We start from the raw sequence: 14,186 nt of genomic DNA, 5'->3' as shown, positions 1-14,186 counted from the left end.
AGGACGAAACGCGGGGTTTCAGATGCGTGCGAAGGTGTCCAAAAGGGACACGGCGCGCGCGATGTCGTCGGTGAGCGGCCGGTCCTCGACGCTCGGGTCGAGCACGGCCGCGGCGGTCTCGTAGGCATCGCGCGCAGGCAGGGCGACGAGGTCGGCCTTGCGCATCCGCAGCGCCCGGACGGCGGCGACCAGTTCGCACGCCAGCACCTGCTGATACGCCGCCCCGGCCGCGGTCGCCGCCCGCGCGGCCTGCGTCGAGAAGCTCGCGTGGTCCTCGATCCCGCGTGAGACGACGGCCGTGCCCAGCGTCGCCGGCAGCGCGGCCTGCCGCAGTTCGGTGAGCGCGTCGTGCGCGACGTACTCCAGGATCATCACGCCCGAGCTGCCCGACGGCCCGGCCGCCAGGAACGGCCGCAACCCGGTGAACTCCGGTTCCACCAGATCACCCAGCCGGGCCACCGACAGCTCGGCGACCTGATGGACGGTCGCGCGTACCTGGTCGAGCGCGGTCGAGACGTACGCGGTGTGGAAATGCGCGTGGTGATAGGCGTCCTGGTGCACCGTCGAGATCATCGGATTCTCGGTGCTGGCGTTGATCTCCACCGCGAGGACGTCGCGCAGGTAGTGGATCGCGTCCAGCGCGGGCCCCTGCACCTGCGGGAAAGCGCGGAGCCCGAACGGGTCCTGGATCCGCCTGCCCGGTTTGGGGGTGCCCTCCATTCCGAGCAGCCGCCGCATCTCCGCCGCGCACGCGACCTGCCCGGCGTGCGGACGCGCCTCGTGCACGGGGGTCGCGTACGCCTCCGGATTCCCGTCGAGCGCGATGTAGGTCAGTGCCGCGACGACGTGACTCGCCCGCGTCAGCGTGTCGAGCCGCATCGCCGCGAGGGTCGCCTCGGCCAGCGTCGCGGCGTTGCTGCTCATGAACGCGAGCGCGTCACCCGCCTGCACCGGTACCGCGGGTACGCCGCCGGTCAGCCACGGCCGTTCGCCGGTGAGGGCGAGCGCGGTCTCCGCGAGCGGCGCGAGGTCGCCGGTGCCGATCGCGCCGAGCCGGTGCACGAGCGGCAGCGCTCCGGTCCGCACCGCGTCGGCCAGCGCCCCGATCAGCACGGGGCTGAGCCCCGCGCGCCCGGCCAGCAGCTGGTTGAGCCGGATGAGCATCATCGCCCTGGTCTGGCCGGGCGACATGACGTCGCCGCTGCCGCCCGCGTGACTGCGCAGCAGCCGCAGCCCGTGATCCGGTGACTCGCCCTCGCCGACCGGGTCCTCCTTGTTGGCGCCGACGCCGGTGGTGCGGCCGTAGACGATCCTGCGGGTGCTCAGTTCTTCGGCGAGCTTCCACGCGCTTTCCGCGCCGCGCAGCGCGGCGATCGAAACGTCGATGCCCAGTGGGCCCTCGGTGCTCGCGGCGGTCACGACGTCCGCGCAGCGCAGGGTCCGGCCGTCCACCCGGATCACGGCGGCCTCCTTTCACGACCGCACCACTATGACGCCTCAGTCCGACGGCGGCTGCCAGGGCGGCCGGTTGCCCCAGTCCCATTTCGGCATGGGCTCGGGAACGGTGACCTCGCGGCCGGGCTGGGAGAACATCACGGCGAGCCTGCTGCCCCATTCGACATACGCGGCGAACGCGGAGCGGAATTCGGGATCGGCCGGGAGCCCGGCCTCGTCGGCGGCGTCGAAGAGCAGGTTCACCCAGCGACGGCGCTGCTCCTCGGTGATGGCCCGGCCCAGATGCCGTCCGACCATGTGCCGGTGCCCGCCGTGTTCACCGCTGTAGGTCTCCGGCCCACCGAACACCTCGGCCAGCCAGACCGCCACGTGCTCGGGGTGGCCGGGATCCATATGGCGGAAGACCGGCTCCAGCAACGGGTCCTTCAGCACGTGGCCGTAGAAGACGGTGGTCAGCCCGCGCAGGGCGTCCAGCCCGCCTGCCCATTCGTACAACGTCGGCGTCCCGGTCACGTAAGGTCCTCCCAGCGGCGATGATCTTCCGGTCCGGCAAGGCAACCACCCCGGATCGCCGGGGACAACCACTTACTTTCCGGTGCGTGCCAAGGGGAGCGGCGATGAAGCGGTACCACTGCGCGGTCGAACTCGCGGTCGACGTCCTCGGCGGCAAGTGGAAACCGGTGATCCTGGCGCAGCTGAAGGAGGGCGTGCACCGGTACGGCGAACTCCGGCGCCGGATGCCGGGTGTCAGCGAGAAGATGCTGACCCAGCATTTGCGCGAACTGGAGGCGGACGGCCTCGTGCTCCGGGAGAGCCGCGAGGGCCGGGTGCCGCACGTCGAGTACCGGTTGAGCGAGGAAGGGGAGCGGTTACGCCCCGTACTCCAGGCGCTCTACGACTGGGGGACGCGGCGCGCGGCCGACCGCGGCATCACGTTCGAGCCGTTACCTATTCACTGACTGTCGTCGTCGAGGTGCCGTTCGAGCGCGTCGATACGTCCTTCCCAGAACCGGCGGTACGGCGCGAGCCAGGCGTCGACCTCCGCGAGCGGTTCCGGACGGAGCCGGTAGCAGCGGCGCTGCGCGGCGACGCGGACCGAGACCAGACCGGCCTCGCGTAGGACACGCAGGTGTTTCGATACGGCCGGTTGGCTCAGTTCGAGGACCTCGACCAGCTCGTTGACCGATTTCTCGCCGTCGCGCAAGAGGTCGAGGATGGTCCTGCGCCGCGGCTCGGCGAGGATCTCGAAAGTCTGCATCATCCGGGAAATGTGCCCCTCGCGGCATATTTCCGTCAAGGAATGTTCGAAAATGTCCATCCGAAAGTCTTGGTCTGAACCATTGACGGAGTGGTCTAGTCCACTTAGCTTGTGCGTGTCCCGCCGCAGTCCTCTCGTCACCGCCGGTGACCGTGAAGGGAGAACGCATGTCCCGTTCGTTCAGGCTCACCGCGATCGTGGGTGCCGCGGCCGTCGCGCTCGGCGCGCTGGCCGTCGTCGCTCCGGCGCAGCAGGCGTCGGCCGCACCGGAAACCTCGGAGGCCTCGGTCGGCAAGGTGCTCGGGTACTTCGCCGAATGGGGTGTCTACCAGCGGAACTACCATGTGAAGAACATCGACACGTCGGGTTCGGCGAGCAAGCTGACGCATATCAACTACTCGTTCGGCAACGTGACGAACGGTGGCTGCGCGCTCGGTGACGCCGAGGCGGCGACCAGCAAGTTCTACGACGCGGCCGGCAGTGTGGACGGCGTCGCCGACAGCTGGGACACCGGCGCGCTGCGCGGGAACTTCAACCAGCTGAAGAAGCTCAAGGCCAAGTATCCGAATCTCAAGGTGCTGTGGTCGTTCGGCGGCTGGACCTGGTCCGGCGGGTTCGGCGAGGCCGCCAAGAACCCCGCCAAGTTCGCGGAGTCCTGCTACAACCTCGTCAACGACCCGCGCTGGGCCGGCGTCTTCGACGGCATCGACATCGACTGGGAGTACCCGAACGCCTGCGGTCTCTCCTGTGACACCAGCGGCGCGGCCGCGATCAAGAACCTCGCGCAGGCCCTGCGGGAGAAGTTCGGCTCGAAGCTGGTCACCGCCGCGATCACCGCGGACGGCACCGACGGCGGCAAGATCGACGCCGCGGACTACGGCGGCGCGGCGCAGTACTTCGACTGGTACAACGTCATGACCTACGACTACTTCGGCGCCTGGGCCGCGCAGGGCCCGACGGCCCCGCACTCGCCGCTGACCGACTACGCGGGCATCCCGACCGCCGGCTTCCACTCCGACGCCGCGATCCAGAAGCTCAAGGCCAAGGGTGTCCCGGCGAACAAGCTGCTGCTGGGCATCGGCTTCTACGGCCGCGGCTGGACCGGCGTCACCCAGGAGGCCCCGGGCGGTACGGCGACCGGTCCGGCGGCGGGCACCGAGCCGGGCATCCAGGACTACAAGGTCCTGAAGACCACCTGCCCGCCCACCGGCACCGTCGCGGGCACCGCGTACGCCAAATGCGGCAGCGACTGGTGGAGCTACGACACCCCGGCGACCATCGGCGGCAAGGTCACCTACGCCAAGAACCAGGGTCTCGGCGGCGCCTTCTTCTGGGAGCTGTCCGGTGACACCACCGACGGCGAACTGATCACCGCTCTGGCCAAGTAAGACCCTCTCCGACGGAAGCGCGTGAAGGCCCCCTTCACGCGCTTCTGTCGGTGCCGAGGATTACGGTCACCACATGGGTTTCGAGGGTTTCGGCGAGTACGCCATCGACTTCTACGACGGTCTCGAGGCGGACAACTCCAAGTCCTATTGGGACGCGAATCTCGCCACCTACAAGGCCGACGTCCGCGCGCCGATGGAGGCGCTGCTCGCCGAACTCGTCCCGGAGTTCGGCGACGGCTTCGGCGAGGGCAAGGTCTTCCGCCCGTACCGCGACGTCCGGTTCGCCAAGGACAAGACGCCGTACAAGACCCACTGCGGCGCGGTGATCGAGCAGGGTCGCGGCGGCGGCGCGTACTACGTCGAGGTCGGCCCCGCCGGGCTGCGCGTCGGCGGCGGCTGCTTCCACTTCGAGTCCGATCAGCTCGCCCGCTTCCGCAAGGCCGTCGACACGGAACTGCGGGGCGCCGAGCTCGCCAAGATCCTCGCGAAGCTGGAGAAAGCGGGCTGGGAGATCAAGGGGGACAGGCTCAAGTCGAAGCCGCGCGGCTTCGCCGAGGATCATCCCCGCATCGACCTGCTGAAGTATCGCTCCGTGTACGCGGTCCGCGGCTGGGAGCCGGACGACGTCCTGCACGAACGCGGCGCCCTCGACCGGGTGCGCAAGGCGTGGCGGCAGGTCCGCGCGTTCAACGAATGGGCACGGGACCGCGTCGGGCCGAGCGAGAAGCCGCGCCGATAACCATCGAACCTGGTTCGGTGGTTATCGGCGCCCAGGTCAACTGACACTTTTCTTGAACTTTCGGTATCGGTACAGACGTAGCCACGATGAGGGACTACGCTGTGCGAACGTGAGCCGACGCGCGAAGATCGTTTGTACCCTGGGCCCCGCGACCGCTACGCCGGAGAAGATGCGGCAACTCGTCGACGCCGGGATGGACGTCGCGAGGATGAACTTCAGCCACGGGACGCACAGCGACCACAAGCAGGTCTACGACCTCATCCGCACCGCCGCCGCCGAATCGGGCCGCGCGGTGGGCATCCTCGCCGACCTCCAGGGGCCGAAGATCCGTCTCGGCACCTTCGCGGGCGGGCCGGTCGAGTGGCACAACGGCGACATCGTGCGCATCACCGTCGAGGACGTCGCGGGCACGCACGACCGCGTCTCGACCACTTACAAGGGGCTCGCCGACGACGCGAAGCCCGGCGACCGTCTCCTCGTGGACGACGGCAAGGTCGGCCTCGTGGTCAAGCAGGTCGAGGGCCCGGACGTCGTCTGCGAGGTCACCGAAGGCGGCCCCGTCAGCAACAACAAGGGCGTTTCCCTGCCGGGTATGGACGTCTCCGTACCGGCGCTGTCCGAAAAGGACATCGAGGATCTCGAGTTCGCGCTGGAACTCGGTGTGGACTTCATCGCGCTGTCGTTCGTCCGCTCGCCCGCCGACATCGACCTGGTCCACCAGGTGATGGACCGCGTCGGCAAGGGCCGCCTCCCGGTGGTCGCGAAGATCGAGAAGCCCGAAGCGGTCTACAACCTCGAAGCCATCGTGCTCGCCTTCGACGCGGTGATGATCGCGCGCGGCGACCTCGGCGTCGAACTCCCGCTGGAGCAGGTCCCGCTGGTGCAGAAGCGCACCATCCAGATCGCCCGCGAGAACGCGAAGCCGGTCATCGTCGCGACGCAGATGCTCGAATCGATGATCAACAGCTCCCGCCCGACCCGCGCCGAGGCCTCGGACGTCGCGAACGCGGTGCTCGACGGCGCGGACGCGCTCATGCTCTCGGGTGAGACCAGCGTCGGCCGCTACGCCATCGACGTGGTCAAGACCATGGGCCGGATCATCGAAGCCGTCGAGACCGACTCGCCGGTCGTGCCGCCGCTGTCACACGTCCCGCGCACCAAGCGCGGCGTCATCTCCTACGCGGCCCGTGACATCGGGGAGCGGCTGAACGCCAAGGCCCTGGTCGCCTTCACCCAGTCCGGTGACACCGTCCGGCGGCTCGCGCGGCTGCACACGCGGCTGCCGCTGCTGGCGTTCACGCCGGAGGAGAGCGTCCGCAGCCAGCTCGCGATGACGTGGGGCACCACGACGCGGATCGTGCCGAAGGTGGGCTCGACCGACCAGATGATCCAGCAGGTCGACCACGCGATGCTCGAAATGGGCAAGTACGCCAAGGGTGACCTGGTGGTCATCGTGGCCGGTTCGCCGCCCGGGACCGTCGGGTCGACCAACCTCATCCGGGTGCACCGGCTGGGCGAGGACGACCACGCCTGACCGCGCTACCGCTGCCAACGCTATGAACGGTCCTTTCCTGGCAAATTTCGCAAGGAAAGGACCGTTCCTAGCGTCCCAGGTGTCCCGAAGGTGGCCTTCGCGACAAACGTCCCGCCTCACCGGGGCTCCCGGCACCCTTACGGCCTAAAGTTCAGGTCATGACTGAGATGGCCAGGGAAGCCGCGGCCGGTTTCGACAACGCCGGCGGGGTGGGCGGACAGCCCGTGCTCGACCGGCTGGTCGCGTTGCTTGACTTGGAGAAGATCGAAGAGAACATCTTCCGCGGCGTCTCGCCCGCCCACTCGCCGGTGCGGGTGTTCGGCGGCCAGGTCGCGGGGCAGGCGCTGGTCGCCGCCGGCCGCACGGTCCCCGAGGAGCGGAAGGTCCACTCGCTGCACGCGTATTTCATCCGCGGCGGCGACCCGAGTGTCCCGATCGTCTACGAGGTCGACCGCATCCGCGACGGCCGCTCGTTCACCACCCGCCGCGTCGTGGGGATCCAGCACGGCAAGGCGATCTTCTCCCTGTCGGCCTCGTTCCAGAAGGACGAGGGCGGTATCGAGCACTCCGAGGCCATGCCGGACGTCCCGTCCCCCGAATCGCTCCCGACGCTGCAGGAACGGGCCGAGGGGTACTTCATGGGCCATCTCGACCGGCCGCGTCCGATCGACCTGCGCTACGTCAACGATCCGCCGTGGGTGACCAGGAAGACGGGCGACCGGCCCGCCAGGAACCAGGTCTGGATGCGGGCCGACGGCAAACTCCCGGACGAGCAGCTGCTGCACGTCTGCGTCCTGACCTACGCCTCCGACATGACGCTCTTGGACTCGGTCCTCGCGCGCCACGGCGTCTACTGGGATCTCGACAAGGTGCTCGGCGCGAGCCTCGACCACGCGCTCTGGTTCCACCGCCCGTTCCGGGCCGACGAGTGGTTCCTCTACGACAGCGCGTCGCCGACGGCGTCGGGGGCCCGGGGCCTGGCGACCGGCCGGTTCTTCGCCGAGGACGGAACGCATATCGCGACCGTCGTGCAGGAAGGTCTTCTCCGAGTCGTGTGACGTTCCGCAGTCGGTAGCGGGCCTTGTCCACCCTTTAGAGGGAATGGCGAAACGCATTAACATCTGGAGCCAGAGCATTACGAATTAAAGGGAGGGCCGGAACCGATCGGGGGACGGCTCCGGCCCTGCACCGGGGGTGAATCCGGCTTCGACGGGTATCCTTCCGAAAGCCCATCGGTGCAGCTCGCGGCCCCGCGCCCGTGCCGCGAGCGGATCCGCTGCCGCCGGTGAGGGCGGGCGTACCGCGTTGCACAATGCTCAACCTACAACGGCAATCTGCAATTTGCAGGATGAAAATCGACGCGTGGGTGAAAATGGTCTGTGACCATCTCACCGAATGTGTCTCGGGCTGGTTAGATGTGCTTCGTGCGGGGTTGTCGAACACTGTTCTCCTCGCCGTGTCGCGATCGGTGTTGCTCGGACAGCTTGTGGAGGTGCCGTGATGACGAGGGGTCAGGGACCCACCGTGCGCCGCCGGAGACTGGCGAGCGAACTGAGGCGGTTGCGCGAGGCGGCCGACCTCACCATCGACGAGGTGAGCGAGAAGCTCGAATGCTCGGCGTCGAAGGTCAGCCGGATCGAGACGGGGCATGTCGGCGTCACCCCGCGCGACGCGCGCGACATGCTCGAGCTGTACGGCATCGCCGGTGACGAGCAGGAGGCGCTCGTCCAGCTGGCCAGGGAGGCCCGCAAACGCGGCTGGTGGCACGCGTACAACGAGGTGTTCACCGGCACCTTCGTCGGCCTGGAGGCGGACGCGAGTTCGCTGCGCGCGTTCCAGGCGCTGCTGGTGCCGGGCCTGCTGCAGACCGAGCGCTACGCCAAGGCCGTGATCAGGGCGATGCGGCCCGACGCCGAGGACGCCGAGATCAGGCGCCGGGTCGCGGCGAGGATGGCGCGGCAGGAGCTGCTGACCGATCCCTCGCCCCCGGAGTACTGGGCCGTCATCGACGAAGCGGTCCTGCACCGTGTGGTCGACGGGCCCGAGGTGATGGCGGAACAGCTGTACCGGATGGTCGCGATGGCTGCCCAGCCGAACGTCACCGTCCAGATCGTGCCGTTCGGCGCGGGTGCCCATCCCGGGATGGAGGGTCCGTTCCTCATCATGGGCTTCCCCGAACTGGCCGACACCGACGTGGTCTACGTCGACAGCACCTCCAGCGGGCTCTACCTGGAGGAACCCCCGGACGTCCGGCGATACGCGTTGATGTTCGACCATCTCCGCGCCGCCGCGTTGAAGCCGGACGACTCGGTCGAGGTGATCGCCGAGGCCGCCGGGAGGTTCGCCGAACAGGCGGCCCTTCCGGAGAAGTCCCTGGAAACAAGTAAGGAGTGGGGAGCATGACGCCCAACGATGACCTTTCCCAGGCCCGGTGGTTCAAGAGCAGCCACAGCGGTGGCGGCAACGACTGTGTCGAGGTCGCCTTCACCGGTGACGGTGCCGCGCTGAGGGACTCCAAGGACCCCGAGGGAGGTGCCTTCCGCCTCTCGCCGCAGGCTTGGCGCGGGCTGCTCGGCGCGGTGCGCACGAGTGGCCCGGATCACGGCTAAACACCCTCGAACTCGACCCCTTACGCCCCCCCCGAGCAGGGGATGGGCCGGCGTAAGGGGTCGAATCACGTCCGGGTGTAGGTGATCACCCGATGCCTCAGGGCACCCCTCAGGACGAATCTCGTCACTACCAACAAGGCAGTGAGTTCCTAAGGGGAAAAGATGAACACGAACGACGCCCTCCTCACCGGCGTACTGGCCGAGGTCGAATACCGGAGGGAGGCGCTGCAGCGAGCGGGCCGCAGCATGTGGGTCGAGCGGGCCCGCCGGGCGAGCAAGCGGATCCGCGCGCACCGCGCCGAAGTCCAGGTGCCGGCCCAGGAGCGCCGCGAGGTCCGGCAGGTGCCCGCCCGCAGCGGCGACATCACCCGGTAGAGGTCGAGTGCGATGAAGCTCTCGGCGAAAACACAGGCGAAGTTGTCGGTCCGGTAGGCAAGAATGCACCTCGTGCCCCGTCTTGGCTCCGGAATCCCGATCGTCGCCCGCACACAGGAGATGCGGCAGCTCCGCGCCGCCTTCGCCCGTGCAGAACGGGCCGAGGCCGGCGCGGTGCTGCTCTCCGGTGACGCCGGCGTCGGCAAGACCCGCCTGCTGACCGCGCTCGGCGAGTACGCCGCGGGCGCGGGCGCCCTGGTGCTCACCGGGCGCTGTATCGACGTCCATGAGGGCGGTCTTCCTTATCTTCCGTTCGCCGAGGCGCTGGCGCCGCTGGCGACGACTTCCGATCCCGCGGTCACCGCCGCGGTCCGGGCCCGGCCGGCGCTGGGCAGGCTGCTCCCGCAGATGCAGCAGGCGGAGGACTACCCCGCCATCGAAGACGGTCAGCTCACCGCGAGCGAACGGGTGTCGACGCAACGGCTCGGTCCCGAGCAGGACCTCGGCCAGCTCCAGCTGTTCGACGCGGTACTGGGGGTGCTGACCGTCATCGCTCAGCGCCGGCCCGTGGTGATCCTCCTGGAGGATCTGCACTGGGCCGACGGCTCCACCCGGAACCTGCTGTCCTTCCTCTTGACGAGGCTGCGCACCCAGCGGCTGCTGGTGGTGGCGAGCTATCGCGAGGAGGACGTCCACCGGCGGCATCCGCTCCGCGCGCTGCTGTCCGAGGTGGTCCGGCTGGGCGCGGTCGAACGCGTCGAGGTCAAGCCGTTCGGCGCCGAGGATGCGCGCGCCTTCGTCGAGGCCTTGGCCGACGAGCCGATCGGCCAGGACATGATCGCCGACATCGTCTCCCGCTCCGAGGGCAATCCGTTCTTCGTCGAGGAGCTGCTCGCGTCCGCGAAGGACTGCCGCGAACTCCCCGCCGGGCTGGCCGAAGTGCTCCTCGCCAGGGTGGAACAGCTTTCCCAGATCACGCGCCGGGTGCTGCGCGTGGTCTCGGTCGCCAAGGATTCGGTGGCGCACGCCGCGCTCGCCGAGATCTCCGGGCTGGACGAGCTCGAACTCGACGAGGCGCTGCGCGAGGCCGTGCAGCATCACGTTTTGGTGATCGAAAACGGTTTCTACACCTTCCGCCACGCGCTTCTGCAGGAAGCGGTCTACGGCGACCTGCTGCCGGGCGAACGGGTGCGGATGCACGCGGCGTACGCGGCCCGTATCCGGAACCGGACCCAGGGCCGGGGCCAGCACGCGCGGCTCGCGCACCACAGCCTGGAGAGCAAGGACTTCGTCTCCGCGCTGGCCGCGTTGCTGCGCGCGATGGACGAGGCGGAGAAGCTGGGCGCACCCGGTTCCGCGTTGCGGCACGTCGAGCAGGCACTGTCCATTTGGGACGCCGTGCCCGCGGCGGACCGCCCGTCGGACGTCGACGAGCTCCGCCTCCTGCACGAGGCGTCGTATTTCGCGAGCACGTCGGGGGAGCCGGAGCGCGCGGTCGCCTATTCGCGGTCCGCGACCGAGGCCCTCGGCCCGGACACCGGCAACGAACGGGCCGCCAAGGTCTGGCGACGGCACGCGGAGGCGCTGCTTTCGGTCGACGGCACGCTCGACGAGGTCGTCGTGGCGATCGACAAGGCCTGGGAGCTGGTCGAACACACCGAGGCGAGCGCCGCGCGGGCCTGGGTGCTCGCCACCCGCGCCGGGATCCTGCGGCTGATCGACAGGCACGACGAGGCGCTGCGGTGCGCGCTGGCCGCGGTCGCCGACGCCAGGGCCGTCGGCGCGGGCGGGGCGGAGGCGGCGGCGCTGGTCTCGCTCGGGACGCTGGCCGATTCGGCGGGCGACGTCGAGCTCGCGCGGGAGCGGCTGCGCGAGGCCGAGCGGAAGGCCAGGGATTCCGGCGCGCTCAACGGCGAGCTGCGGGCGCTGCACTTCCTCGGGCTGAGCTACGACGACCGCGCCGAGATCCGGTCCGCGCTGAAGTACTACGCCAAGGGCATCCAGCGGGCCAAGGAGACCGGGCTGACCTGGAGCTCGTTCGGCATCGAGCTGCGGACCAAACACCTCACGCTGCGGTACGTCAGCGGGGATTGGCCGGAAGACGACGACGCCGGCCGCGCGGGCCGCGGGGTGTCGAGTGTCGTCGCCGGACGGTTCCTGGGGATCTGGGCGCAGTTCGTGGTCGGACGGGGCCGGTTCGCGGACGCGGACAAGATCCTGCCGAGCCTCCGTCAGCATTGGAGCGCGGACTACTCGATCGCGCTCGCGTCGGCCGACGCCGCCATCCAGCTCGCGTCGTGGCGGAAGGACTACGCGGGCGCGGTGCGGCAGGCGCGGGAACTGATCGACTGGCTCGAAGAGGTCGAACCCGCGGTGCTCGGCGGGATCCGGATCAGCGTGCACGGTCTCGCGGCGGCCGTCGCCCAGGCCGCCGAAGCGCGAGTGCGCGGCGATCTGGCGACGGCCGAGGCCGCGGTGGAAGCCGGCGAGAGGCTGCTCGCCCACGGGCGCCACTGCGCCGAACACGGCATCCCGCGTTCGGTGTCGCTCGGCCCGGAGGCGCTGGCGTGGCTCGCCCGGCTGGAGGCGCTCGGCGCCTGCCTGCGCGGCGCGGGGGATCCGGCGTTGTGGGCGAAGGCGGTCGAGGCGTTCGGGTACGGCGCGGTGTACGAGCAGGCGATGTGCCGTCTGCAGCACGCGAAATCCCTGCTGGCCTCGGACGGCGACACCGCGCTCGCCGCGTCGGAGCTGCTGGCCGCGCACGCGGTGGCCGACCGGCTGGGCGCCTGCCCGCTGCGTGAAGCCGTCCGGGAGCTCAGCCACCGGGCGCGTGTCGAGCTTCCCGGAGAGGCCGTGGCGCCGCGTCGTGACGTCGTGGACCCGCTGACCGATCGGGAACGGGACGTGCTGGAGCGCGTCGCGCTCGGCCGGACCAACCGGCAGGTCGGCGAAGAGCTGTACATCAGCGAGAAGACGGTGAGCGTCCACCTCTCGCGCGTGATGGCGAAACTCGGCGCGAGCCGCCGGGCCGAGGCCGTCGCGATCGCCTACGACCGAGGCCTTCTGGCGGCCCCCACGTCTTCCTCCTAGCCGCGTTTCGTCCTCTGAACGCGATCCTTGCGTGTGGCAAGTACCGCATTCAGAGGACGAAACGCGGGAGGGGGTCAGCGCCGGGGGAGGCGGCGGAGGGCCTTCAGGCTCGTGCTGAGGGCTCGCACCCACAGCTTCGGCGGGATTCCCTTGCCGGGGCGCAGCGGCATCCCGCGCTGCACCGCGATGGCCTGGGCCTCGGTGTACTTGAGCAGCCCTTCGGCGCCGTTGCGCCGTCCGACACCGGACTCCTTCATCCCGCCCATCGGCAGGCCCACGGTCCCGAAAGTCGCCGCGAAGCCTTCGTTGACGTTGACGGTCCCGGCCTTCAGCCGCGCCGCGACCTCCCAGCCCGCCCGGCCGTTGCGCGACCAGACGCTCGCGTTCAGCCCGAACTTCGTGTCGTTGGCACGTTCGATCGCGTCGGTGACGTCGGTGTAGCCGTAGATCGACACGACCGGCCCGAAGGTCTCCTCGGCGAACAGCTTGACGTCCTCGGTGACGTCGGTGAGCACGGTCGGCTCGTAGAACAGCGGGCCCAGGTCGGGCCGGGCCTTGCCGCCGGTGAGCACCTTCGCGCCCTTGGACCGGGCGTCCTCGACGTGCGCCGACACCGTCTCCAGCTGGGCCTCGGAGGTCAGGGATCCCATCTGCGCCTGGTAATCCAGGGCGCCACCCAGCCGCAGCGCGGCGGTCTTGGCGACGAAGGCGCGGGTGAACTCCTCGCGGATCGACTCGTGGACGTAGATGCGCTCGACCGAGACGCACAGCTGCCCCGCGGAGGAGAAGCACGCGGTCACCGCGCCCGTGGCGGTCTTGGCGATGTCCGCGTCGGGCAGCACGATCATCGGGTTCTTGCCGCCGAGCTCCAGCGAGTAGCTCGTCAGCCTCTCCGCCACCTTCGCGGCGAGTCCCTTGCCCGTGGGCGTGGATCCGGTGAAGCACAGGTAGTCGGATTCCTCGACCAGGGCGTCGCCGATCTGCGAACCCCGGCCGAGCACGATCTGCCAGACCCCGGCGGGCAGCCCGGCCTCCTCGGCGACCTCCTGCAGCCACAGCGCCGAAAGCGCGGTCTGGTTGTCCGGCTTCTGCACGACGGCGTTGCCCGCCGCGAGCGCGGGCAGGACGTCCATCGCGGTCAGCGCGAGCGGGTAGTTCCACGGCGAGATGATCCCGACGACACCCTTGGGATGCCGGATCTCGCCGACCTTCGTCAGCACCGGGATCAACCCGGCGGCGCGGCGCGGCGAAAGGAACTTCGCGCTGTGCTTGCCGTAGTAGGCGGCCACGAGCGCGGTGGCGCTGACCTCGTCGAAGGCGTCCATCCGGGCTTTGCCCGCCTCGATCTGCACGAGGTCGAGCGCCTCTTCCTGGCGCTTCAGGACCAGGTCGTGCAGGCGGATCAGGATGCGCTGGCGGTCTTCGACCGGCCGCTCGGCCCACGCGCGCTGAGCCTCCCGCGCCTGGTCGAACACGGCGCGGACGTCGGCGTCGGTGGCCTGGGGCAGCGTCGCGATCGGCTGCCCGGTGAAGGGCGCGCGCATCTGGACCGGCGCGGAATCCGCACCGCCCACGACCCGGCGCACGAGCCGTTCCGCCCTGGCCGCGGCCGGGGCGCCGGGGACGTCGCCGATGGTGGCCGGTCCTTCGGTGTGGTGGCCCGCGCTCGCCGGTGTCGTGCTCGTCATGCCGTCTCCGTTCCATGCCGCGCGGAGCCGGGGGAGGCGCCACGCAGAGC

Annotated in this window: 13 protein-coding genes; 9 read left to right on the top strand and 4 right to left on the bottom strand. The window is 69.8% G+C overall.

What is annotated here, in order from left to right:
* Window positions 1-18: 18 nt before the first annotated feature.
* Complete coding sequence (locus AB8M46_RS30280) at window positions 19-1,461, bottom strand: aromatic amino acid ammonia-lyase (RefSeq protein WP_037343391.1); 1,443 nt, start codon at window positions 1,459-1,461, stop codon at window positions 19-21.
* Between the two features lie 36 nt (window positions 1,462-1,497).
* Window positions 1,498-1,968: a group II truncated hemoglobin gene (locus AB8M46_RS30275; protein WP_052120895.1), complete on the bottom strand. Its 471-nt coding sequence runs from the start codon at window positions 1,966-1,968 to the stop codon at window positions 1,498-1,500.
* 104 nt (window positions 1,969-2,072) lie between these two features.
* On the opposite strand from AB8M46_RS30275, the gene AB8M46_RS30270 reads away from it, so the two are divergent.
* Entirely contained in the window at window positions 2,073-2,414 is a 342-nt protein-coding gene (locus AB8M46_RS30270) for a winged helix-turn-helix transcriptional regulator (protein WP_394362411.1), read from the top strand.
* Here AB8M46_RS30270 and AB8M46_RS30265 read toward each other — a convergent pair.
* The gene (locus AB8M46_RS30265) at window positions 2,408-2,716 is read right to left on the bottom strand and encodes a metalloregulator ArsR/SmtB family transcription factor (protein WP_037343394.1); all 309 of its coding nucleotides are present in this window, start codon (window positions 2,714-2,716) and stop codon (window positions 2,408-2,410) included. The two genes, AB8M46_RS30270 and AB8M46_RS30265, sit on opposite strands and share 7 nt — an antisense overlap.
* 164 nt (window positions 2,717-2,880) lie before the next feature.
* On the opposite strand from AB8M46_RS30265, the gene AB8M46_RS30260 reads away from it, so the two are divergent.
* The 8 genes from AB8M46_RS30260 to AB8M46_RS30225 all read left to right on the top strand — a co-directional run bounded on the left by AB8M46_RS30260 (window position 2,881) and on the right by AB8M46_RS30225 (window position 12,448).
* Complete coding sequence (locus AB8M46_RS30260; RefSeq protein WP_394362410.1) at window positions 2,881-4,101, top strand: glycoside hydrolase family 18 protein; 1,221 nt, start codon at window positions 2,881-2,883, stop codon at window positions 4,099-4,101.
* A 73-nt stretch (window positions 4,102-4,174) separates the two neighbouring features.
* Window positions 4,175-4,840, top strand: a complete 666-nt coding sequence (locus tag AB8M46_RS30255; RefSeq protein ID WP_016332804.1) for a DUF2461 domain-containing protein — start codon at window positions 4,175-4,177, stop codon at window positions 4,838-4,840.
* A gap of 109 nt (window positions 4,841-4,949) precedes the next feature.
* Entirely contained in the window at window positions 4,950-6,374 is a 1,425-nt protein-coding gene (gene pyk / locus AB8M46_RS30250) for a pyruvate kinase (RefSeq protein WP_007033718.1), read from the top strand.
* Between the two features lie 158 nt (window positions 6,375-6,532).
* Window positions 6,533-7,432, top strand: a complete 900-nt coding sequence (gene tesB / locus AB8M46_RS30245) for an acyl-CoA thioesterase II (RefSeq protein ID WP_037343397.1) — start codon at window positions 6,533-6,535, stop codon at window positions 7,430-7,432.
* Between the two features lie 442 nt (window positions 7,433-7,874).
* Window positions 7,875-8,777, top strand: a complete 903-nt coding sequence (locus AB8M46_RS30240; protein ID WP_037343399.1) for a helix-turn-helix transcriptional regulator — start codon at window positions 7,875-7,877, stop codon at window positions 8,775-8,777.
* Window positions 8,774-8,983 (top strand): DUF397 domain-containing protein, encoded by a 210-nt coding sequence (locus AB8M46_RS30235; RefSeq protein ID WP_037343401.1) that lies wholly within the window; start codon window positions 8,774-8,776, stop codon window positions 8,981-8,983. The genes AB8M46_RS30240 and AB8M46_RS30235 overlap by 4 nt, the downstream gene beginning before the upstream one ends.
* Window positions 8,984-9,145: 162 nt before the next feature.
* Complete coding sequence (locus AB8M46_RS30230; protein WP_394362409.1) at window positions 9,146-9,358, top strand: hypothetical protein; 213 nt, start codon at window positions 9,146-9,148, stop codon at window positions 9,356-9,358.
* A gap of 63 nt (window positions 9,359-9,421) precedes the next feature.
* On the top strand, window positions 9,422-12,448 hold the full coding sequence (locus AB8M46_RS30225) for a helix-turn-helix transcriptional regulator (protein WP_394362408.1): 3,027 nt from the start codon (window positions 9,422-9,424) through the stop codon (window positions 12,446-12,448).
* Window positions 12,449-12,522: 74 nt separating this feature from the next.
* Here AB8M46_RS30225 and AB8M46_RS30220 read toward each other — a convergent pair whose 3' ends face one another.
* Complete coding sequence (locus AB8M46_RS30220) at window positions 12,523-14,136, bottom strand: succinic semialdehyde dehydrogenase (protein ID WP_394362407.1); 1,614 nt, start codon at window positions 14,134-14,136, stop codon at window positions 12,523-12,525.
* Window positions 14,137-14,186: the final 50 nt, after the last annotated feature.

The organism is Amycolatopsis sp. SB7-3 (assembly GCF_041021335.1).
GTDB classification, from domain to species: domain Bacteria; phylum Actinomycetota; class Actinomycetes; order Mycobacteriales; family Pseudonocardiaceae; genus Amycolatopsis; species Amycolatopsis japonica.
This window is presented reverse-complemented; position numbering and strand designations above follow the sequence as displayed.

Coding starts and splice junctions, on each gene's coding strand:
- AB8M46_RS30270 (WP_394362411.1), top strand. CDS start 2,073: ATGAAGCGGTACCACTGCGCGGTCGAACTCGCGGTCGACGTCCTCGGC.
- AB8M46_RS30265 (WP_037343394.1), bottom strand. CDS start 2,716: ATGATGCAGACTTTCGAGATCCTCGCCGAGCCGCGGCGCAGGACCATC.
- AB8M46_RS30260 (WP_394362410.1), top strand. CDS start 2,881: ATGTCCCGTTCGTTCAGGCTCACCGCGATCGTGGGTGCCGCGGCCGTC.
- AB8M46_RS30255 (WP_016332804.1), top strand. CDS start 4,175: ATGGGTTTCGAGGGTTTCGGCGAGTACGCCATCGACTTCTACGACGGT.
- tesB (WP_037343397.1), top strand. CDS start 6,533: ATGACTGAGATGGCCAGGGAAGCCGCGGCCGGTTTCGACAACGCCGGC.
- AB8M46_RS30240 (WP_037343399.1), top strand. CDS start 7,875: ATGACGAGGGGTCAGGGACCCACCGTGCGCCGCCGGAGACTGGCGAGC.
- AB8M46_RS30235 (WP_037343401.1), top strand. CDS start 8,774: ATGACGCCCAACGATGACCTTTCCCAGGCCCGGTGGTTCAAGAGCAGC.
- AB8M46_RS30230 (WP_394362409.1), top strand. CDS start 9,146: ATGAACACGAACGACGCCCTCCTCACCGGCGTACTGGCCGAGGTCGAA.
- AB8M46_RS30225 (WP_394362408.1), top strand. CDS start 9,422: ATGCACCTCGTGCCCCGTCTTGGCTCCGGAATCCCGATCGTCGCCCGC.
- AB8M46_RS30220 (WP_394362407.1), bottom strand. CDS start 14,136: ATGACGAGCACGACACCGGCGAGCGCGGGCCACCACACCGAAGGACCG.